We start from the raw sequence: 20077 nt of genomic DNA, 5'->3' as shown, positions 1-20077 counted from the left end.
CTTGTCCGGGTCCAGAATGCACGTACCTTTTGCCCGGGAGATACCTCTTCGCGGTCACCTGTGTCCCGGCGGCCTGCCTTCCAGGCGCGGTCCGGCGGTCCAGAGCGCAAGCAGTCCAGAGGTCCAGGGGCTTCTGGGGCCTAGGGGACGGGCAGGCGGTCGGCGGCGGCGGACCAGAGGGACCGGTCGCCCCGCGGCTCGTACGCGGTGATGGGCTCGCCCCGGCGTACGAGCTCGCGGATGTCGGTGACCACGCCGTGGGCGCGGGCCTGGACCAGCGCGTTGCCGAGCGCGGCGGCCTCCACCGGCCCGGCCAGCACCGGAAGGCCCGTGGCGTCGGCGGTCATCTGGCAGAGCGGCCCGTTGCGCGCCCCGCCGCCGACGATGTGGATCACTTCCACGTCGTGGCCGCTGAGGCGCGCGGCGTCGCGCACGGCACGCCGGTAGGCCAGGGCGAGGCTTTCGAGCACGCAGCGGACGATCTGCGGCTCGCCGGTGGGGGGACGCTGGCCGGTGCGCTCGCAGTAGGCCGCGATGCGCCGGGGCATGTCGCCGGGAGGCAGGAAGGAGGGGTCGTCGGGGTCGATCAGCGCCGCGAACGGGCTCGCGCGCTCGGCGGCGGCCAGCAGTCGCGGCAGGCCGGGGTCGCCCCAGGCACGCAGGCACTCCTGGAGGATCCAGAGCCCCATGACGTTGCGCAGGTAGCGCGTGGTGCCGTCGAGGCCGCCCTCGTTGGTGAAGTTGGCCTCGCGGCTCTCGTCGGTGATCACCGGCGCGGGAAGCTCGACGCCGACGAGCGACCAGGTGCCCGAGGAGATGTAGGCGAACCGCGGGGTGGCGGCGGGCACGGCGGCCACGGCCGAGGCGGTGTCGTGGGAGGCCACCGCGACCACGGGCACGGGCTCGCCGCCGTTCCCGATCTCGGCGGCCACGTCGGGACGCAGGACTCCGGCGGGGGAGCCGGGCGGGCGCAGATCGGGGAAGATCTCGCCGGGGAGGCCGAGGCGGCTCATGAGCGGGCGTGCCCAGTCGCCCGCGCGGACGTCGTACAGCCCGGTGGTGGAGGCGTTGGTGGTCTCGGCGCCGATCGACCCGGTCAGCCAGTAGGTGAGCAGGTCGGGGATCATGAGCAGCGTCCTCGCCCGCGCGAGGGCCTCGCGGTCGGCCAGGAGCTGGTAGACGGTGTTGAAGGGCAGGAACTGCAGGCCGCTCACCCCGTACAGCGAGGCGGCGCCCAGCTCGGCGACCACCCCCTCCATGACCCCGGAGGTGCGCTCGTCGCGGTAGTGGACGGGGTTGCCGAGCAGCCGGCCGGAGGAGTCGAGCAGGCCGTAGTCGACCGCCCAGGAGTCGACGCCGATGGAGTCGACCGGGCCCGCCTTGCGCAGGCCGTCGAGAACGCCCTGGTAGAGGGACAGGATGTCCCAGTGGAGGGTGCCCGACGCCCGGACGGGCCGGTTGGCGAACCGGTGGACCTCCCTCAGCTCGACCCCGCCCGCGTGGATCCGCGCCGTCATCACCCGCCCGCTGGAGGCCCCGAGGTCGACGGCCGCGACCGTGCTCACCGCCACCTCACCACCTCGCGAACACGCCGGACGCCCCTATGAACCCGCTGAACCTGCTGAACCCGCTGGACCCGCTGAACCCGCTGGACCCGCTGGACCGGATCAACCGGCGGCCGTGCCGCGCGCGGGCTCATGTCACTCGCGCCGGGTGGACTCGCGGGCCACGAGCTCGGGCTGGAACATGATCTGCTGGTGGGCATGGCTCTCCGGGTTGTCGCACTCGTCGAGGAGAAGCTCAGTGGCGATGCGGCCGAGCTTGTAGGTCGGCTGGCGGATCGAGCTGAGCGACACGGCGGAGGCGGCGGCGAAGTCGATGTCGTCGTAGCCGATGAGGGCCACGTCGTGGGGCACGCGCACGCCCGCCTGGAGCAGCCCGCGTAGCAGGCCGAGGGCGAGCAGGTCGTTCGCGCAGAAGATCGCGTCGGGGAGGAGGGGCCCGCCCACCAGCTTCTCGGCCGCCCGCTGCCCCGCCCTGGCGTTCATGGCGGGCATCTCGACGACCTCCAGGGCGGACGCGGGGTCGAGCCCCGCCGCCGCGATCGCCTGCTCGGCGCCGCTCATGCGGTCGAGGCACTGGCGGATGGTCAGCGGACCGGTGACGAACGCGAGCCGGGCGGCCCCGCCGTCGAGCAGGTGGCCCGCCGCCGTGCGCCCGCCGGTGATGTCGTTCACGGCGACCGAGCACTGGTCGGGACGGTGGGCGGGGTGGTCGACGAGCACGACGCTGATGCCGCGGTCGCGGATCACGTCGAGCCGGCCGGGATCCTCGTCGGAGGGCGTGATCAGCAGGCCCCGCACCCGCTGCTCGGCGAAGACGCGCAGGTTGCGCTCCTCCTTCACCCGGTCTCCCGAGGAGTTGCCGAGGATCACGGCGTAGCCCAGCTCACTGGCCATGTCCTCGACGCCGGCCGCGACGTCGGTGAAGAACGGGTTGCCGATGTCGATCACCGACAGGCCGATGGTGCGGCTGTGGCCCGCGCGCAGCGTGGACGCCGAGCCGTGCCGCACGAAGCCGAGCTCCCTGATGACCTGCTCGACGCGCGAGCGCGTCTCGGCCGCCACCTTCTGGGGCCGGTTGAGCACGTTGGACACCGTGCCGGGCGAGACCCCGGCCTGCGCGGCGACCTCTTTGATACTCACCGTGCTTCCGGTGCTCCCCGTGGTCATCCGTACTCCTTCTGTGGTCGGCGTTTATTAAAACGTGCCAGCGGCGGCGCGCACCAGGCCTCGTACGAATATCGCACAGAGGACGCGGGACCGGTGCCGGGGAAGCGGCGAGGAGCCCGGTAACGCTCTGGAAACAGCGACTTCACCCCCCATTGACATGGTCGCCGGACCGGCCGTAGCGTCCGGGCAAGGCCATTAAAACGTTTTTGGCTCCGCATGCCAAGCGCCAGGGAAGGGGCGGGTCTGTGAGGGATCCGGGCGAGGTCGAGGCCCCGGGGGGGCCGGTCTCCGGCGCGGCGCCGCCGGTGCTCGCACTGAGGCAGGTCAGCAAGTCGTTCGGCGCGGTCCGCGCGCTGAGGGAGGTCTCGCTGGAGCTGTTCGCCGGCGAGGCCCACGCGCTGGCGGGGGAGAACGGCGCGGGGAAGTCCACCCTCGTCAAGACCCTGACGGGCGTCCACCGCCCCGACGAGGGCGAGGTGCTGCTCGACGGCGAGCCCGTGGAGTTCGGCGGCCCGGCCGCCGCGCAGGACGCGGGAGTGGCCGTGATCTACCAGGAGCCCACGCTCTTCCCCGATCTGTCCGTCGAGGAGAACATCTTCATGGGCCGCCAGCCGCGCGCCCGGTTCGGCCGCATCGACCGGCGCGCCATGCGGCGCGAGGCCACCGGGCTGTTCCGGCGCCTCGGCGTCGCGCTCGACCCGGGCAGGCCCGCGCGCGGCATGTCGATCGCCGACCAGCAGCTCGTCGAGATCGCCAAGGCGCTGTCCCGCGAGGCGCGCGTCCTCATCATGGACGAGCCCACCGCCGCGTTGTCGGGCAACGAGGTCGCCCGGCTGTTCACCGTCGTCGAGGCGCTCAGGGGGCAGGGCTGCGCGGTGCTGTTCATCTCCCACCGGCTCGACGAGATCTTCGAGCTCTGCCAGCGCGTCACGACCCTGCGCGACGGCGCCTGGGTGGCCAGTGAGCGCGTCACCGGGCTCACCCCCGACGACCTGGTGAGGCGCATGGTCGGCCGCGACCTCGACACCCTCTACCCCAAGCAGGAGACCACGCCGGGCGAGGTGGCGCTGACCGTCAGCCGTCTCACCCGCGAGGGCGTGTTCACCGACGTCTCGTTCGAGGTGCGGCGGGGCGAGATCGTCGCCCTGGCGGGCCTGGTCGGGGCGGGCCGCAGCGAGGTCGCCCGCGCGATCTTCGGCGTCGACCGCTGGGACGCGGGCTCGGTGCGCGTCGGCGGGCGCCGCCTGCCGGCCGGGAGCCCGGCAGCCGCCATGGCCGCGGGCCTCGCGCTCGTCCCGGAGGACCGCCGCCAGCAGGGCCTAATCATGGATCTGTCGATCGAGCGCAACATCGGCCTGACCGGCCTCAGGAGCGTGCGGCGGGGCCCGGTGATCTCCCGGGCCGCCGAGCGCGACCGGGCGCGCGACTGGGCCACACGGCTCCAGCTCAAGTTCACCCGGCTCGGCGACGCGGTGAACGTCCTGTCCGGTGGCAACCAGCAGAAGGTCGTCCTGGCCAAATGGCTGGCCACCGACCCCGCGGTGCTGATCGTCGACGAGCCCACCCGGGGCATCGACATCGGCACCAAGGCCGAGGTGCACCGGCTGCTGTCCGAGCTGGCCGGGCGAGGCATCGCCGTCCTGATGATCTCATCTGACCTGCCGGAGGTGCTGGGCATGGCCGACCGCGTGCTCGTCATGCACGAAGGACGGCTCACCGCGGAGATCCCGCGTGAGAGGGCCACCGAGGAAAGCGTCATGTCGGCCGCCACCGGCCGCGCCGCGGGGGCCGCCGCGTGACCGCCCCGCGAACCGGCCGCCAACGGCCGCGCCGCCTGACCACCCCGCGAACCGGCGGCTCAGGAGCGGGCGCGGAGGGCGTCGCGTGACCGCCGTCACGGCCGGCGAGGGGCCGGCGGCGGAGCGCGGCGCCCGGAGCCTGGTCGAGCTGGTCCTGCGGGCACGCGAGCTCAGCCTGGTGGCCGCCATCGCCGTCCTGGTCGTCGTCACCGCCGCCGTCAACCCGAACTTCCTGTCCGGCCAGGGCGTGACGGACATCTTCCTCAACACCTCGATCCTGGCGCTGCTCGCCGTGGGGCAGTCGCTGGTCGTCATCACCAGGAACATCGACCTGTCCGTGGGGTCGGTCGTCGGGCTGGTCGCCTTCTCCACCGGCGAGTTCCTGGCCGCCGACCCCGGCGGGCGGGGCGTCGTGGTGGCGCTCGTCCTCGGCGTCGCGACCGGCGCGGCGTGCGGGCTGCTCAACGGCCTGCTGGTGAGCTTCTGCCGCGTGCCCGCCCTGGTCGTCACCCTCGGCACGCTGTACGTCATCCAGGGCCTCGACCACTACATCGCCCACGGGCGGCAGATCAACGCCGTCGACCTCCCGACGGCCCTGCTCGACCTCGGCAACGAGGGCGTGCTCGGCGTTCCGTACCTCCCGGTCATCACGGTCGTGGTCATGCTGGCCGTCGGCTACTACCTGCGCTCCTATCCCTCCGGGCGCGACTTCTACGCCATCGGGTCGAGCCCCGAGGCCGCGCGCCTCGCCGGGGTGCCCGTACGGCGCCGCGTCCTGGCCGCCTACCTGTTCAGCGGCGCGCTCGCCGGTCTCGCCGGGGTGCTGTGGCTCGCGAGGTTCGGCACGGTCGTCGCCGACTCGGCCCGGGGCTGGGAGTTGCTCGTGGTCAGCGCCGTCGTGGTGGGCGGGGTGGCCATCGTCGGCGGCGTCGGCACGGTGTACGGCGCGGTGCTCGGCGCGGTGCTGCTGACGACCATCGGCAGCGCCCTGGTCGTGCTGAAGGTGAACTCTTTCTGGCAGCAGGCGCTCACCGGCGCGCTGCTGCTGCTGGCCATCACCGTCGACCGGGTGCTCGCGGTGCGGGTCACGCGGCTGCTGCGCAGGAGGAGCGTCCGCCATGGCGCCTGACCTGATGACCACCGCCGGCAGTGACACGGCGCCCCGTCCCCCGGCCGCCCGGTCCGCGCTCGGCCGGTTCGCGCGCTGGGACGTGCTGGTCACCGCGCTGCTGATCGCCGTGTTCCTGGCGGGCGCGGCGGGCTCGCCCGACTTCGCCGGCGCCGGCAACCTGTCGTTCGCCCTGGGGGACCTCGGCGAGATCGCGCTCATCGCGCTCGCGATGACGCTCCTGGTCGTGGCCGCCGAGGTCGACCTCTCCGTGGCGTCGGTCCTCGGGCTGTCGAGCGCCCTGCTCGGCGCCCTGTGGGACGGCGGCTGGGCGATCGAGACCATCATCCCGCTGGTGGTGGTCGTGGGCGCGGTGTGCGGGCTGGTGAACGGCCTGCTGGTCACCCGGCTCGGCCTGCCCTCGCTCGCGGTCACGATCGGCACGCTCGCGCTCTACCGGGGCCTCGCGTACGTCGTGCTCGGCGACAGGGCGGTGGCGGAGTTCCCCCAGCGGTACACCGACCTGGTGACCGGCGACGTGCCCGGCACCCCCGTCCCGTACCCCGTGGCCCTGTTCGTCCTCCTCGCGATCGTCACGGGCGTCGTCCTGCACGCCACCGGGGCCGGACGGGCGCTGTTCGCGATCGGCGCGCAGGAGGAGGCGGCCTTCTTCGCCGGCATCCGGGTCAAGCGCGTCAAGCTGGTGCTGTTCGTGGTCTCCGGCACGGTGGCGGCCTTCGCCGGCGTGATCTTCACGCTGAGGTACGGCAGCGCCAGGGCCGACAACGGCTTCGGCGTCGAACTGGCCGTCATCGCGGCCGTGCTGCTGGGCGGCGTCGACTTCGACGGCGGCAAGGGCACGCTCGGCGGGGTCATCGCCGGCGTGCTGCTCATCGGGCTGCTGCGCAACCTCTTCATGCTCAACGACGTGGCGACCGAGATCCAGTCGATCGTCACCGGCCTTCTCCTCATCGTCTCGGTCCTCACCCCGCGCCTCGCGGCGGTCCTGCGACAACGACGCCGCTCCCCGTCTTCGCGCACCCCCCGCACCTCCACGGAAGAAGGAAATCGATGATGACGAACTCTTCACGGCGGTTCGCCTCCGCGGTCCTCGCCACGAGCGTCCTGGCGCTCGGCCTGGCGGCCTGCGGCGGCACCACGAAGGACTCCGCCACGTCGTCCGCGCCCGCGGCCGCGCCCCCGGCGTCGTCGGCCAAGGCCGACCCGAACGCGCCCGTCAAGCAGGGGCTGAAGCTGGCCTTCCTCCCCAAGGCGATCAACAACCCGTACGAGACGATCGTCGACAACGCGGGCATCGAGGCGGCCAAGGAGTTCTCCGGCACGGCCAAGGAGGTCGGCCCCTCCGACGCGTCGGCGTCGTCCCAGATCTCCTACATCAACACGCTCACGCAGCAGGGCCAGGACGCGATCCTCATCGCGGCCAACGACGCCAACGCGGTGTGCGGCCCGCTGAAGCAGGCGATGGGCAAGGGCATCAAGGTCGTGGCCTACGACTCCGACGCCGCCAAGGAGTGCCGTGACATCTTCATCAACCAGGCCAGCTCCGAGGAGGTCGGCCGCAGCCAGGTCAAGCTGCTCGCCGACATGATCGGCCACAGGGGCGACATCGCCATCCTCTCGGCCACCGCGAACGCCACGAACCAGAACACCTGGATCGAGTTCATGAAGGACGAGCTGACCAAGCCCGAATACAAGGACATGAAGCTCGTCAAGGTCGCCTACGGTGACGACGAGGACCAGAAGTCGTTCCAGCAGACCCAGGGTCTTCTGCAGGCGTATCCCGGCCTGAAGGGCATCATCTCCCCGACCACGGTCGGCATCTCGGCGGGCGCCCGCTACATCTCCGGCTCCAAGTACAAGGGCAAGGTCGTGCTGACCGGGCTCGGCACGCCGAACCAGATGCGCAAGTTCGTCAAGGACGGCACCGTCCAGAAGTTCGCCCTGTGGAACCCCAAGGACCTCGGCTACCTGGCCGCCTACGCCGCCGCCGCGCTGTCCTCCGGGCAGATCACCGGCGCCGAGGGCGAGACCTTCAAGGCCGGCAAGCTCGGCGAGAAGACGATCGGCGAAGACGGCGAGATCATCCTCGGCCCGCCTTTCACCTTCGAGGCCTCCAACATCGACCAGTTCGACTTCTAGACCTCACCCAGAACCACCGTGTACGGCTCGCGCGGGGCGCCGTCCTTCGTGGAGCTCGAAGGCGGCCGTCCCGGCGAGGGCATGTTCACGCTCGACGGAGTTTTCCATCTCGACTGATCGGGGACCCTCATGGCAACGGACATCAAGGCGGAGCTGCGACGGCAGCGCATCGAGACGCCCTCCTGGGCTTATGGCAACTCGGGCACCCGGTTCAAGGTGTTCACCCAGAAGGGCGTGCCGCGAGATCCGTACGAGAAGCTGGCCGACGCGGCGCAGGTGCACCGGTTCACCGGCGTCGCCCCGGCCGTCGCCCTGCACATCCCGTGGGACAAGGTGGACGACTACGCCGGCCTGGCCCGGTACGCCCGCGAGCTCGGCGTCGGCATCGGCGCGATCAACTCCAACGTCTTCCAGGACGACGACTACATGCTGGGCAGCGTCACCAACCCCGACCCGGGGGTGCGGCGCAAGGCGCTCGACCACCTGTTGGAGTGCGTCGACATCATGGACCTCACCGGCTCCAGCACGCTCAAGCTGTGGTTCTCCGACGGCACCAACTACCCCGGGCAGGACGACGTCCGCTCCCGCCAGGACCGGCTCGCCGAGGCGCTGGCGGCGGTGTACGACCGGCTGGGCGAGGGGCAGCGGTTCCTGCTTGAGTACAAGCTGTTCGAGCCAGCCTTCTACGTGACCGACGTGCCCGACTGGGGCACGGCGTACGCGCACTGCCAAAGGCTCGGGCAGAAGGCCCAGGTGGTCGTGGACACCGGGCACCACGCCCCGGGCACGAACATCGAGTTCATCGTGGCGTTCCTGCTGCGCGAGGGGAAGCTCGGCGGGTTCGACTTCAACTCCCGCTTCTACGCCGACGACGACCTGATGGTGGGCGCGGCCGACCCGTTCCAGCTCTTCCGCATCATGTACGAGGTGATCAGGGGCGGCGGCTACGCCGAGCACATCGCGTTCATGCTCGACCAGTGCCACAACATCGAGGCCAAGATCCCCGGCCAGATCCGGTCGGTGATGAACGTCCAGGAGGCCACGGCCAAGGCGCTGCTGGTCGACGGCGAGTCGCTGGGGAAGGCCCAGTCCGAGGGCGACGTCCTCGGCGCCAACGCCGTGTTCATGGACGCCTACAACACCGACGTGCGGCCGCTGCTCGCCGGGCTGCGCGAGGAGTCCGGCCTCGATCCCGACCCGATGGCCGCCTACCGCCGCTCGGGGTACGCCGAGAAGATCGTGGCCGAGCGCGTGGGCGGCGCGCAGGCCGGATGGGGGGCCTGACCATGACCACCGGACCCGTCGACGAGCTCCTGCGGCGGGCGCACGCCCTCGGCGCCGACCCCCGCAACACCAACTACGCCGGGGGCAACGCCTCCGCCAAGGGCACCGCGACCGATCCCGTCACCGGGGAGGGCGTCGAGCTGATGTGGGTCAAGGGCTCCGGCGGAGACCTCGGCACGCTGACCGAGGCGGGACTGGCCGTGCTCAGGCTCGATCCGCTGCGCTCGCTGACCCGGGTCTATCCCGGGGTCGAGCGCGAGGACGAGATGGTCGCGGCGTTCGACCACTGCGCCTTCGGCAGGGGAGGCGCGGCGCCGAGCATCGACACCGCCATGCACGGGCTCGTCGACGCCGTCCACGTCGACCACCTCCATCCGGACGCCGGCGTCGCGATCGCGACGGCGGCCGACGGCGAGGCGCTCACCCGCGAGATCTTCGGCGGCCGGGTGCTGTGGGTGCCCTGGCGGCGTCCGGGCTTCCAGCTCGGCATGGACATCGCCGCGCTGAAGGAGGCCGACCCCGGCGCCATCGGCGTGGTCCTCGGCGGCCACGGCATCACCGCCTGGGGCGACACGAGCGAGGAGTGCGAGGCCCGGTCCCTGGAGATCATCCGTACGGCCGAGCGTCACATCGCCGAGCACGGCCGGCCCGAGCCGTTTGGCCCGGTGATCCACCAGCCGCTCCCGGAGGGGGAGCGGGCCGAGCGCGCGGCGGCGCTGTTCCCGGTGATCAGGGGGCTGTGCTCCACCGACGCCCGCCGGGTGGGCCACTTCACCGCGACCCCCGAGGTGCTCGACTTCCTGTCCCGCGCCGAGCACCCGCGCCTGGCCGCCCTCGGCACCTCCTGCCCCGACCACTTCCTGCGTACGAAGGTCGCGCCGCTGGTCGTCGACCTGCCGCCGGGCGCGCCGCTCGACGAGGTCGTCACCCGGCTGCGCGAGCTGCACGCCGCCTACCGCGAGGACTACCGCGCCTACTACGAGCGGCACGCCGTCCCCGGCTCGCCCGCGATGCGCGGCGCGGACCCGGCGATCGTGCTCGTGCCCGGCGTCGGAATGTTCAGCTTCGGCAAGGACAAGCAGACCGCGCGCGTGGCGGGCGAGTTCTACGTCAACGCGATCAACGTCATGCGCGGCGCCGAGGCGCTGTCGGGCTACCGGCCGATCGAGGAGTCCGAGAAGTTCCGCATCGAATACTGGGAGCTGGAGGAGGCCAAGCTCAGGCGGCTGCCGAAGCCCAAGCCGCTGGCCACCCGCGTGGCGCTGGTGACCGGGGGCGGTTCGGGCATCGGGGCGGCCACCGCCCGCAGGCTGGCCGCCGAGGGCGCGTGCGTCGTGGTGGCCGACCGCGACCTCGGGTCGGCGGAGAAGGTCGCCGCCGAGCTGGGTTCGAGCGACGTGGCGATCGCCGTCGAGGCCGACGTGACCTCCGAGGAGCAGATCGGCGCGGCCGTGCGGCGGGCCGTCCTCGCCTTCGGCGGGGTCGACCTGGTGGTCAACAACGCCGGGTTGTCGCTGTCGAGATCGCTGCTGGAGACGACGGCCGCCGACTGGGACCTCCAGCACGACGTCATGGCCAGGGGCTCGTTCCTCGTCTCCCGCGAAACCGCCCAGGTCATGATAAATCAGGCGATGGGTGGAGATCTGATCTACATCTCCTCCAAGAACTCCGTGTTCGCGGGCCCGGACAACGTGGCGTACGGCGCGGCCAAGGCCGACCAGGCCCACCAGGTCCGCCTGCTCGCCGCCGAGCTGGGCGCGCACGGCATCCGCGTCAACGGGGTGAACCCCGACGGCGTGGTCCGCGGCTCCGGCATCTTCGCCTCCGGCTGGGGCGCGAACCGCGCGGCCGTGTACGGCGTGCCCGAGGAGCGGCTGGGCGAGTTCTACGCCCAGCGCACCCTGCTCAAGCGCGAGGTCCTGCCCGAGCACATCGCCGCCGCCGTCTTCGCCCTCACCGGGGGAGACCTGTCCCTCACCACCGGCCTCCACATCCCCGTGGACGCCGGCGTCCCCGCCGCCTTCCTCCGCTGACCCCTCCCCCGGACCGCCGGATCCGCACGCGAGCGCGGTCCGGGCCCAGGTCCTGGCACGCGAGCGCGGTCCGGCCCAGTCCTGGCACGCGAGCGTGGTCCGGGCCCCGGGTCCTGGCACGCGAGCGCGGGCCAGGGCCCCAGGTCCCGCCCGGTGGGACGAACCCGAGGACCCGGAGCATGTCGTGATCTAAAAGGCTATGTATCGTTCATAGGTCACGGTGATCGACTTTCGGAGGCCCGCCAAGTGACCGAAACACCCTCGTCCGGCGGGGTTCCCGTCACCGTGAAGGGGCCCGGACTGGTGGTCTCGGTGCTCGCGCTGTGCGGCATCGTCGTGTCGCTGATGCAGACCATCGTGGTGCCGCTCATCCCCGATCTGCCGCGGCTCCTCCACACCTCCGCGTCGGACGCGTCCTGGGTGATCACCTCCACGCTGCTGGCCGCCGCCGTCTGCAACCCCGTCAGCGGCAGGCTCGGCGACCTGTACGGCAAGCGGCGCGTGCTGCTGACCAGCCTCGGGCTCATGGTGATCGGATCGGTGGTCTGCGCCCTGTCCGCGGGCCTGGTCCCCGTGGTCATCGGGCGCGTGCTCCAGGGGTGCGCGATCGGCGTGATCCCCCTTGGCATCAGCATCATGCGGGACGAGCTGCCGCCCGAGAGACTGGGCTCGGCGATGGCCCTGATGAGCGCCACCCTCGGCGTCGGCGGGGCGATCGGGCTGCCGCTCGCCGCGTTCATCGCCCAGCACGCCAACTGGCACGCCCTCTTCTGGATGGCGGCCCTGGTCGGGGCGCTGGACCTGCTGCTGGTCGCGTTCGTCGTCCCCGAGTCGCCGCTGCGCGCGGCCGGGCGGTTCGACGTCCCGGGGGCCATAGGGCTCACCGCCGGCCTGATCTGCCTGCTCCTCGCGATCACCAAGGGTGGTGACTGGGGCTGGGGAAGCGGGCTGACCCTCGGCCTGTTCGCCGCCGCCGTGGCGATCCTGCTCCTGTGGGGCCTGATGGAGCTGCGCGTCCGCGACCCGCTCGTCGACTTGCGGACCACCGCCCGCCGCCAGGTCCTGCTGACCAACCTCGCCTCGGTGGTCATCGGCTTCGCGATGTTCGGGATGTCCCTGGTGCTGCCCACGCTACTCCAGGCCCCGAGGGCGACCGGGTACGGGCTCGGCCTGTCGCTGGTGGAGGCGGGACTGTGCCTCGCGCCCGGCGGCCTGGTGATGATGCTCCTCTCGCCGCTGTCCGCCCGCGTCTCGCGGCGATGGGGCCCCAAGGTCGCGCTGCTGCTCGGCACGGTGGTGATCGCGGCCGGGTACGCCGCCACGCTCGGCCTGATGCACTCCGCCTGGCAGGTCGTCATCGGCTCCTCGGTCATCGCCGCCGGGGTTGGCCTGGCCTACGCCGCCATGCCCGCGCTGATCATGACCTCGGTGCCCGCGTCGGAGACCGCCGCCGCCAACGGGCTGAACGCGCTCATGCGCTCCATCGGCACTTCCGCCTCCAGCGCCGTGGTCAGCGTCGTGCTTGCGCACATGACCGTCTCTCTCGGGGCGATCGTCCTGCCCTCGCTAAGGGGGCTCCAGGTGGCGATCATCATCGCGGGAGGGGTGGCCATCGTGGGCGCGCTGATCACCAACTTCATCCCGGGGCGCGGGCGGCCCGCGCGGCCCGGCGGTGCGATCTCCGACGACCTGGCCCGCTCCACGGGCTGACCCGCGTGGCCCGGCTAACCGGTGACGCCGGGGATCCAGGAGGTGCCGGCGAGGGGGACGCGGGCCATCGCCGCCGCCTCCACGGTCAGCGCCACGAGGTCGTCCGTGTCGAGCTGGTGGACCGACGACTTGCCGCACGCCCGGGCGAGCATCGTCGTCTCCATGGCCAGGGCGCGCAGGTAGTTCGCCACCCGCTCGGCCCCGAAGTCAGGGTCGAGGCGGTCGGCCAGCATGTCGTCCTGCGTGGCGATGCCGACCGGGCAGCCGCCGGTGTGGCAGGCCGTACAGGAGCCGGGCACGGTGCCGAGGGCGCGGTACCCGAGGCTCACGTCCGCGCCGGTGTCGTCGGAGCTGGAGTTGCACCCCAGCGCGATCAGCGCGGCGACCCCGACGGACACGGCGTCGGCGCCCAGGGCGAGCGCCTTGGCCACGTCCGCGCCGCTGCGGATGCCTCCGGAGACGACGAGCTGGACCTCGTCCTCGACCGACAGCCGGCGCAGGGTGTCGGCCGCCAGCCGGGTGGCCGCGAGCGTCGGGATGCCGGTGTGCTCGATGAAGACGTCCTGCGCGGCGCCGGTGCCGCCCTGCATGCCGTCGACCACGATCACGTCCGCGCCCGCCTCGACCGCGTACCGGACGTCCGAGGCGACCCGGGTGGCGCCGATCTTCACATACACCGGGATCCGCCAGGACGTGACCTCGCGCAGCTCCTCGATCTTGATGCGCAGCCCGTCCGGCCCGGTCCAGTCGGGGTGTCGGCTCGCGGAGCGCTGGTCAACGCCCTCCGGAAGGTCGCGCATGAACGCCACCGGGGTCGTGATCTTCTGCCCGAGCAGCATGCTGCCGCCGCCCGGCGTGGCGCCCTGGCCGAGCACGATCTCGACGGCGTCGGCCGAGCGCAGGTGGTCGGGGTCGAAGCCGTAGCGCGAGGGCAGGCACTGGTACACGAGCGTCTTCGCGGCGTCGCGCTCCTGCGGGGCCATGCCGCCGTCGCCGGTCGTCGCCGAGGTGCCGGCCAGGGTCGCCGCCCGGCCGAGCGCCTCCTTGGCCCCGGCCGACAGCGCGCCGAACGACATGCCGGCGATCGTGACAGGGATGTCCAGCACGACGGGCTCCTCGGCGTACCGCGTGCCGAGGACCGTGCGGGTCTCGCACCGCTCGCGGTACCCCTCCAGCGGGGCGGGGGACAGGCCCGCCGTCAGGATGAGCAGGTCGTCGAAGCTTGGGACGGCACGTCTGGCGCCCCCGCCCCGGACCTCGCACCCCCCGAGCCTCGCCCGCTCCTGGATCTCCGCGATGGCCCGGGGAGAGAAGGTGTGGCTCATCAGAAAGTCCCGTGGTCGTGGCTGTGGAGTTGGTAGAGCCGCCGTGTGGAGACGACCTTGGTGATGTCGGCGGGGGAGACGTGGTCGAACCCGCACCCTTCGGCGAGGAGCTTCACGAACGTCACGTCGTGCTCGGTGATCTCTTCGATCGCGGCGTCGGCGCCGAGGCCGGTGATCTTCCCGCCGACGTAGACCACCGCCTCGTACAGCGAGTCCCCGAGGCAGGGGCCGGCGTCGCCCCCGATCAGGATGACGCCGGACTGGGCGAGGACCCCGCAGTACGCGCCGGCGTTCCCGCCGATCGCCAGCGTCGCGCCCTTGAGCGAGATGCCGGCGCGCGAGGAGCAGCCGCCGTCCACCACCACGACCCCGCCTCGGGCGGAGGCCGCCACGCTCTGCCCCACCGAGCCGCGTACGTGGACCTCGCCGGACATCAGGTTCTCGGCCACGCCGCACCCGGCCGGGCCGTTCACCGTGATCCGGGCCCGCTGGCCGAGGCCGCCGGGGTAGAACCCCGCCGGGCCGTCGATCTCGACCCGCACAGGCGCGTCCAGCCCCACCGCCAGGTTGTGGCGCCCGGCGGGGTTGACCACGACGGCCCTGCCGTACGGCAGGGCCTGAAGCGATCGGTTGATCTCCCGTGTGCTCATGGCGGCGGCGTCCAGCGTCACCTCGGCATCGGGGAGACCTCCTTGCCTTCCTGCCTGCCGGCCAGGCGGATGAGGCAGGGACGTCATCGCGCCTCCTGTTGACAGCCGTGGATCGGTGTCTGTCAGGAGTGAACCGTGAGAATGTTGCCGGTGTGGTGCTCGCGGATGACCACGGTGTTACCGGCGGGCCACTATCCCGTCCCGGGTCTCCCGGGAGAGGGGGATCAGCTCAGCTGTGCCCGGATCTGGCGGATGTGTTCCGGGGTCGTACGGCAGCAGCCGCCGATGAACGAGGCTCCCGCCTCCCGCCACTCCCGGGCCGCGGCGCCGAACTCCACCGGGTCGGCGAGCCCGAGCCAGCGGTGGTTCTCCGGGTCCCAGTTCTCGCCGGAGTTCGGATAGACCGCGATGGGGGACCCGGTGACGCGGCTCATCAGGCTCTTGACGTGGCTCGGCGCGGTGCAGTTGATCCCCACGGCCACCACCTGCGGATTGCCGGCGAACAGGGCGGCGCACTCCTCCAGCGGGGTCCCGTCGTTGACGCGCTCGCCGTCCCTGCACGAGAAGCTCACCCAGGCGTTGACGTTCGGGGTCGCCTCCAGCAGGCGCGCGATCGCCCGTGCCTCCGCGAAGGAGGGGATCGTCTCGCACGCCAGCAGGTCGGCGCCGCTGTCCGCCAGCACGTCCCAGCGGGGCCGGTGCCACTGGTAGAGGCCGTCCTCGTCCAGGTCGTAGTCGCCCGTGTACTCCGCGCCGTTGGCCAGGTACGCCCCGTACGGCCCGATGCTGGCCGCGACCATGCCCCCGCCCGCCTCGTCCCGCGCCTCCTTCGCCAGCTCGACCGACAGCTGCATCAGGGCCTGCGCCTCGTGCTCCACGCGCCCCCGCCGCACGAACGCGGCGAAGCTGGCCTGGTAGCTGGCCGTGATCGCGACGTCGGCGCCGGCGGCGAAGTAGTCGCGGTGGGCCTGGAGGATCGCCTCGGGATTCTCCATGAGCAGCTTGGCCGACCACAGCTCGTCGCGCAGGTCACAGCCCAGCGCTTCGAGGTGCGTGGCGAGGCCGCCGTCAAGGATCACAACTTCGGTCTCATCGGGCTGGGAACTCACCCATATACCCTATGTGGGGTCAGATCAGGCGGTAGCCACCCGATGCCATGAAATCTTGCGGCCGTCCTCACGACGACGGAACGCCCGCCCCCACAGGGGATCCGGGCACGCGCGGACGCCCGCGGGGAACCTCCCGCCCGCTCGCGGCGCGGCCACGGCCCGCCGGGACCGGTACCGTGCAGGGGCGGGAACGAGAGTCCGGCGACACGTAACGAAGCCGCGGCGGTGACCGATCTCGCAGGGGTCCGACGGCGGCAGGCGGGGGTGGTCGAGTGCTCGTTGTTCACGGTGCCTGGACGGACGGCGGGCTGGCGCTGTGGGCCGAGGACACCACGCCGCCCGGCGAACCCGCCTCCCGCGACGGGCACCGCGCGCACCCCTTCGCCGCCCCGGCGGCCACCATCGCCTCGGCCCTCGGGCACGCCGCCGCCGGCTCCGTGGCCACCGAGCTGACCCTCCAGCTTCCCGGCTCGCCCAAGGGCCCGCTGCCCTCGCCGGAGTCGGGCCTCCAGAGCACGGCGCGCTCCCCGAAGATCTCCGCCTGGCGCGTCCCCGCGCTGCTCTTCGGTCCCACCGGGGCACTCGGGCTGCTGGGCACGCTGTCCGATCCGCCCGCGGGCGCCCCCGGAGCGCCCGAGTGGGGGCCGGGAACCTCGCTCCGCTATCTCGCGGTCGTCGCCGAGCACGCCCGTACGCTGGTCGCGCGCGGCCGGGTGCTGCCCCAGCTCGTGATCGAGGACGGCGTGCACGCCGCCCGCTGGCGTCCCGTGCTCACCGGCGTGGACGCGACCGCCTTCCGCGAGCTGGCCACCGCGATGCCGCCCGCCTGCCGGGCGGCGGGGGAGGGACGCCCGGCGGCGCGCGTCCTGCACGAGGCCCTCGGCGGCCTCGCCGACGGCGTGACGCGCCGGTCGCTGCCAGAACGGCTGCTGCGCGGCAACCGCGCCGGCCCCAAAAGCCCCCTGGCCGACCGATGGCTGCTCGGCCTCACCGGCGAGGACGCCGCGCTCCCCGACGCCGAGCCGAGCGAGGTGAGGCGGCTCGGCAAGGCGCTCCGCGACTGGATGGAGTCGGCGCACCAGCTCGACGGGCCCATCAGGGTCTGCTTCCGCCTCAGCGAGCCCGAGGGCGACGACGACGCCTGGGAGCTGGAGTTCGCCCTCCAATCGGTCGACGACCCGAGCCTGTACGTGCCGGCCTCGCTGATCTGGGAGGGCAGGCGCGTGCCCGGCCTGCCCAGACGCCCGGACGAGACCCTGCTCGCCGGCCTCGGCCGGGCCGTACGGCTCTGCCCCGACCTGTACACGGCCCTGCACACCCAGGCGCCCTCCCGCATGGTGGTGGACACCGCCTGGGCGTTCGGGTTCCTGCGCCGCGCCGCGCCCCTGCTCCAGGCCGCCGGGTACGGCGTACTGCTGCCGGCGTGGGCGGGACGCAAGGGGCTCGGCCTCAAGCTCACCACGCGCTCCCGTACGGGCACGACGGCCCGCGCGGCGGCGGGGCAGGGGTTCGGCCTGGGCGAGCTGGTGGACTTCAAGGTCGATCTGGCCGTCGGCGATCACACGATCAGCGAGGAGGAGCTGGAGGAGCTGGCCAGGCTCAAGGTCCCTCTCGTGCGCGTGCGCGGCCAGTGGGTCGAGCTGGACGACCGCCAGCTCAAGGCGGCGCTGTCGGCGATCGAACGACGCCGGGCGGGCGAGATGACCGTGGCCGAGGTGCTCCAGGAGGTCGTGAACGGCGGCGAGGAGGACCTGCCGCTGGTCGGCGTGGACGCCGACGGCATGCTCGGGGACCTGCTCTCGGGAGAGGCCGACCGCCGCCTGGCGGCGGTCGCCACCCCGGACACCTTCAACGGCAGCCTGCGCCCCTACCAGGAACGCGGCCTGTCGTGGCTGAGCTTCCTGTCCAAGGTCGGCCTCGGAGGAATCCTCGCGGACGACATGGGATTGGGAAAAACCGCCCAAACCTTGTCATTGTTGCTGGAGGAGCGTGGCGAGGGGGCGGTGGCGCCGACGTTGCTGGTGTGCCCGATGTCACTGGTGAGCAACTGGCAGAAGGAGGCGGCGCGGTTCGCGCCCTCGCTGCGGGTGTACGTCCACCACGGGGGCACGCGCAAGCGGGACGAGGAGCTGGCGGCGGTGGTCCGGGAGGCCGATCTGGTCGTCACCACCTACGGCACGGCGCTCAGGGACGCCGGGGTCCTCGCGGGGTTCCCCTGGGGACGGGTGGTCTGCGACGAGGCCCAGGCGATCAAGAACAGCGACGCGCGCCAGGCCCAGGCCGTACGGTCCATCCCGGCGCGCACGCGGCTGGCGCTGACCGGCACCCCGGTGGAGAACCACCTCGCGGAGCTCTGGTCGATCATGGAGTTCTGCAACCCCGGCCTGCTCGGCCCGGCGAGGCGGTTCCGGGAGCGCTACCAGGAGCCGATCGAGGCGCGCGGCGACGAGGACGCGGCCAGGGCGCTCAAGCGGGCCACGGGGCCGTTCGTCCTGCGCCGGCTGAAGACCGACAAGACGATCATCTCCGACCTGCCCGAGAAGCTGGAGATGAAGGTCTGGTGCACGCTCACGACCGAGCAGGCCAGCCTGTACCAGGCGGTCGTGAACGACATGCTGGCCAAGATCGACGACAGTGAGGGGATCGAGCGGCGCGGCAACGTGCTGGCGACGATGACCCGGCTCAAACAGGTCTGCAACCATCCCGCCCACCTGCTCAAGGACGGCTCGCGGCTGGCCGGGCGCTCCGGGAAGCTCGCGCGGCTGGAGGAGCTGGCCGGGGAGATCGTCGAGGAGGGGGACAAGGCGCTGGTCTTCACGCAGTACGCCGAGTTCGGGTCGCTGCTCCAGCCCTACCTCGCGGCCCACCTCGACCGTCCCGTGCTGTGGCTGCACGGCGGGCTGCCCAAGAGGAAGCGTGACGAGCTTGTCGACCGCTTCCAGAACGACGACGAGCCGATGATCTTCCTGCTGTCCCTCAAGGCAGCGGGGACCGGGCTGAACCTCACCGCGGCCAACCACGTGATCCACGTGGACCGGTGGTGGAACCCGGCCGTGGAGGACCAGGCCACCGACCGGGCGTTCCGCATCGGCCAGACCAGGAACGTGCAGGTCAGGAAGTTCATCTGTGTGGGAACGCTGGAGGAGCGGATCGACGAGATGATCGAGCGCAAGAAGGCCCTGGCCGAGAGCGTCGTCGGCACCGGCGAGGACTGGATCACCGGCCTGTCGACCGAGCAGTTGCGCGAGCTGTTCCGCCTCGGCCCCGAGGCGGTGAGCTGACATGCCGGTCGGGAAGGACGGGTGGTTCGAGGCCTCCGCGCCCATCCGGGTGGAGGGCGGCATCCAGGCGCGCAGCAGGCGCGGGTCCATCGGCGAGCAGTGGTGGTCCCGGCGGTTCATCGACCTGCTCGAACGCGTCTGCGACGCGGGCAGGCTCGCCCGCGGCCGGTCGTACGCCAGGAGGGGGCAGGTGCTGGAGATCGACCTTTCGCCCGGCGTGGTGAAGGCCAGGGTGCAGGGGTCGCGGCCCGAGCCGTACCGGGTGTCGGTCAGGATTCCCGCGTACGGCCCGGCCGACTGGGCGGGGATCGAGGAGTCGCTGGCCGGGCAGGCGCTGTACCGCGCCAAGCTGCTGGCCGGGGAGATGCCGACCGAGATCGTGGAGGTCTTCGACGCGCTCGCGCTGCCGCTCTTCCCCGCCGAGCTGGACATGGAGTGCTCGTGCCCCGACTGGGGTTTCCCCTGCAAGCACCTGTCTGCCGTGCTCTACCTGCTGGCCGAGGCGTTCGACCGGGACCCGTTCCTGGTGCTCGCCTGGCGCGGGCGGGGCAAGGAGGAACTGCTGGACGCCCTGCGGGGGATCGCGGTCGAGGAGGAGTCGCCGGATCCGCTGCACGTGGAGGACGTGCCTCTCGGTGATCGGGCCGGCGACTTCTACTCATCGCCGGTGCCGCTGAGCCGCCTGAGGCCTCGGTCCGGCAACCCGGCCGCGCCCCCGGAGCTCCTGCTGCGCGCCCTTCCGCCCCCGCCGGTCAAGGTGCGTCACATCCCCCTGCTGGACATCCTCCGCCCGGCCTACCGGGAGCTCGGCCCGGGTTCCTGAAACGGGAATGTCCCGAGGGAATTCTTCTCGTGCCGCCGGGCGCCGGATGATCGAAATGGCGGT

At 72.3% G+C, this 20077-nt stretch carries 14 protein-coding genes; 9 read left to right on the top strand and 5 right to left on the bottom strand.

All coding sequences use genetic code 11. The annotated features are described in order from the left end of the window. Window positions 1-140 precede the first annotated feature (140 nt). Together ACGFIV_RS13625 and ACGFIV_RS13620 are read right to left on the bottom strand one after the other, a co-directional pair. Window positions 141-1565 (bottom strand): rhamnulokinase family protein, encoded by a 1425-nt coding sequence (locus ACGFIV_RS13625; RefSeq protein ID WP_358555641.1) that lies wholly within the window; start codon window positions 1563-1565, stop codon window positions 141-143. A 135-nt stretch (window positions 1566-1700) separates the two neighbouring features. Next, window positions 1701-2732: a substrate-binding domain-containing protein gene (locus ACGFIV_RS13620; protein ID WP_358555612.1), complete on the bottom strand. Its 1032-nt coding sequence runs from the start codon at window positions 2730-2732 to the stop codon at window positions 1701-1703. Window positions 2733-3037: 305 nt separating this feature from the next. Between ACGFIV_RS13620 and ACGFIV_RS13615 the strand changes: the two genes are divergently transcribed. From ACGFIV_RS13615 to ACGFIV_RS13585, 7 genes are all read left to right on the top strand, one after another. After that, entirely contained in the window at window positions 3038-4531 is a 1494-nt protein-coding gene (locus ACGFIV_RS13615) for a sugar ABC transporter ATP-binding protein (RefSeq protein WP_358555644.1), read from the top strand. A gap of 85 nt (window positions 4532-4616) precedes the next feature. Then, on the top strand, window positions 4617-5660 hold the full coding sequence (locus tag ACGFIV_RS13610) for an ABC transporter permease (protein ID WP_358555615.1): 1044 nt from the start codon (window positions 4617-4619) through the stop codon (window positions 5658-5660). After that, window positions 5650-6714: an ABC transporter permease gene (locus ACGFIV_RS13605; RefSeq protein WP_358555618.1), complete on the top strand. Its 1065-nt coding sequence runs from the start codon at window positions 5650-5652 to the stop codon at window positions 6712-6714. Before ACGFIV_RS13610 ends, ACGFIV_RS13605 begins: the two co-directional genes overlap by 11 nt. Then, complete coding sequence (gene rhaS / locus ACGFIV_RS13600; RefSeq protein ID WP_358555621.1) at window positions 6714-7799, top strand: rhamnose ABC transporter substrate-binding protein; 1086 nt, start codon at window positions 6714-6716, stop codon at window positions 7797-7799. The genes ACGFIV_RS13605 and rhaS overlap by 1 nt, the downstream gene beginning before the upstream one ends. Before the next feature lie 129 nt (window positions 7800-7928). Then, on the top strand, window positions 7929-9083 hold the full coding sequence (gene rhaI, locus ACGFIV_RS13595; RefSeq protein ID WP_358555624.1) for an L-rhamnose isomerase: 1155 nt from the start codon (window positions 7929-7931) through the stop codon (window positions 9081-9083). 2 nt (window positions 9084-9085) lie between these two features. Beyond that, window positions 9086-11116: a bifunctional aldolase/short-chain dehydrogenase gene (locus ACGFIV_RS13590; RefSeq protein WP_358555627.1), complete on the top strand. Its 2031-nt coding sequence runs from the start codon at window positions 9086-9088 to the stop codon at window positions 11114-11116. A 246-nt stretch (window positions 11117-11362) separates the two neighbouring features. Beyond that, window positions 11363-12826, top strand: a complete 1464-nt coding sequence (locus tag ACGFIV_RS13585) for an MFS transporter (protein WP_358555629.1) — start codon at window positions 11363-11365, stop codon at window positions 12824-12826. 14 nt (window positions 12827-12840) lie between these two features. Here the strand turns inward: ACGFIV_RS13585 and ACGFIV_RS13580 are convergent, their stop codons facing one another. The 3 genes from ACGFIV_RS13580 to mmuM all read right to left on the bottom strand — a co-directional run bounded on the left by ACGFIV_RS13580 (window position 12841) and on the right by mmuM (window position 15910). Further along, window positions 12841-14151: an FMN-binding glutamate synthase family protein gene (locus ACGFIV_RS13580; RefSeq protein WP_392834691.1), complete on the bottom strand. Its 1311-nt coding sequence runs from the start codon at window positions 14149-14151 to the stop codon at window positions 12841-12843. Continuing rightward, on the bottom strand, window positions 14151-14888 hold the full coding sequence (locus tag ACGFIV_RS13575; protein ID WP_358555635.1) for a hypothetical protein: 738 nt from the start codon (window positions 14886-14888) through the stop codon (window positions 14151-14153). The genes ACGFIV_RS13580 and ACGFIV_RS13575 overlap by 1 nt, the downstream gene beginning before the upstream one ends. Window positions 14889-15025: 137 nt before the next feature. Continuing rightward, window positions 15026-15910: a homocysteine S-methyltransferase gene (gene mmuM / locus ACGFIV_RS13570; RefSeq protein ID WP_358555638.1), complete on the bottom strand. Its 885-nt coding sequence runs from the start codon at window positions 15908-15910 to the stop codon at window positions 15026-15028. Window positions 15911-16182: 272 nt separating this feature from the next. Between mmuM and ACGFIV_RS13565 the strand changes: the two genes are divergently transcribed. Both ACGFIV_RS13565 and ACGFIV_RS13560 read left to right on the top strand, forming a co-directional pair. Continuing rightward, window positions 16183-19191, top strand: a complete 3009-nt coding sequence (locus ACGFIV_RS13565) for a DEAD/DEAH box helicase (protein ID WP_392834687.1) — start codon at window positions 16183-16185, stop codon at window positions 19189-19191. Window position 19192: 1 nt separating this feature from the next. Further along, the gene (locus ACGFIV_RS13560) at window positions 19193-20014 is read left to right on the top strand and encodes an SWIM zinc finger family protein (RefSeq protein WP_358560325.1); all 822 of its coding nucleotides are present in this window, start codon (window positions 19193-19195) and stop codon (window positions 20012-20014) included. Window positions 20015-20077: the final 63 nt, after the last annotated feature.

Origin of the sequence: Sphaerisporangium sp. NPDC049003 (genome assembly GCF_043197795.1) — a bacterium.
Taxonomy (GTDB): domain Bacteria; phylum Actinomycetota; class Actinomycetes; order Streptosporangiales; family Streptosporangiaceae; genus Sphaerisporangium.
The sequence above is the reverse complement of the archived record's forward strand: the minus strand, read 5'-3'. Positions and strand labels throughout refer to the sequence as shown.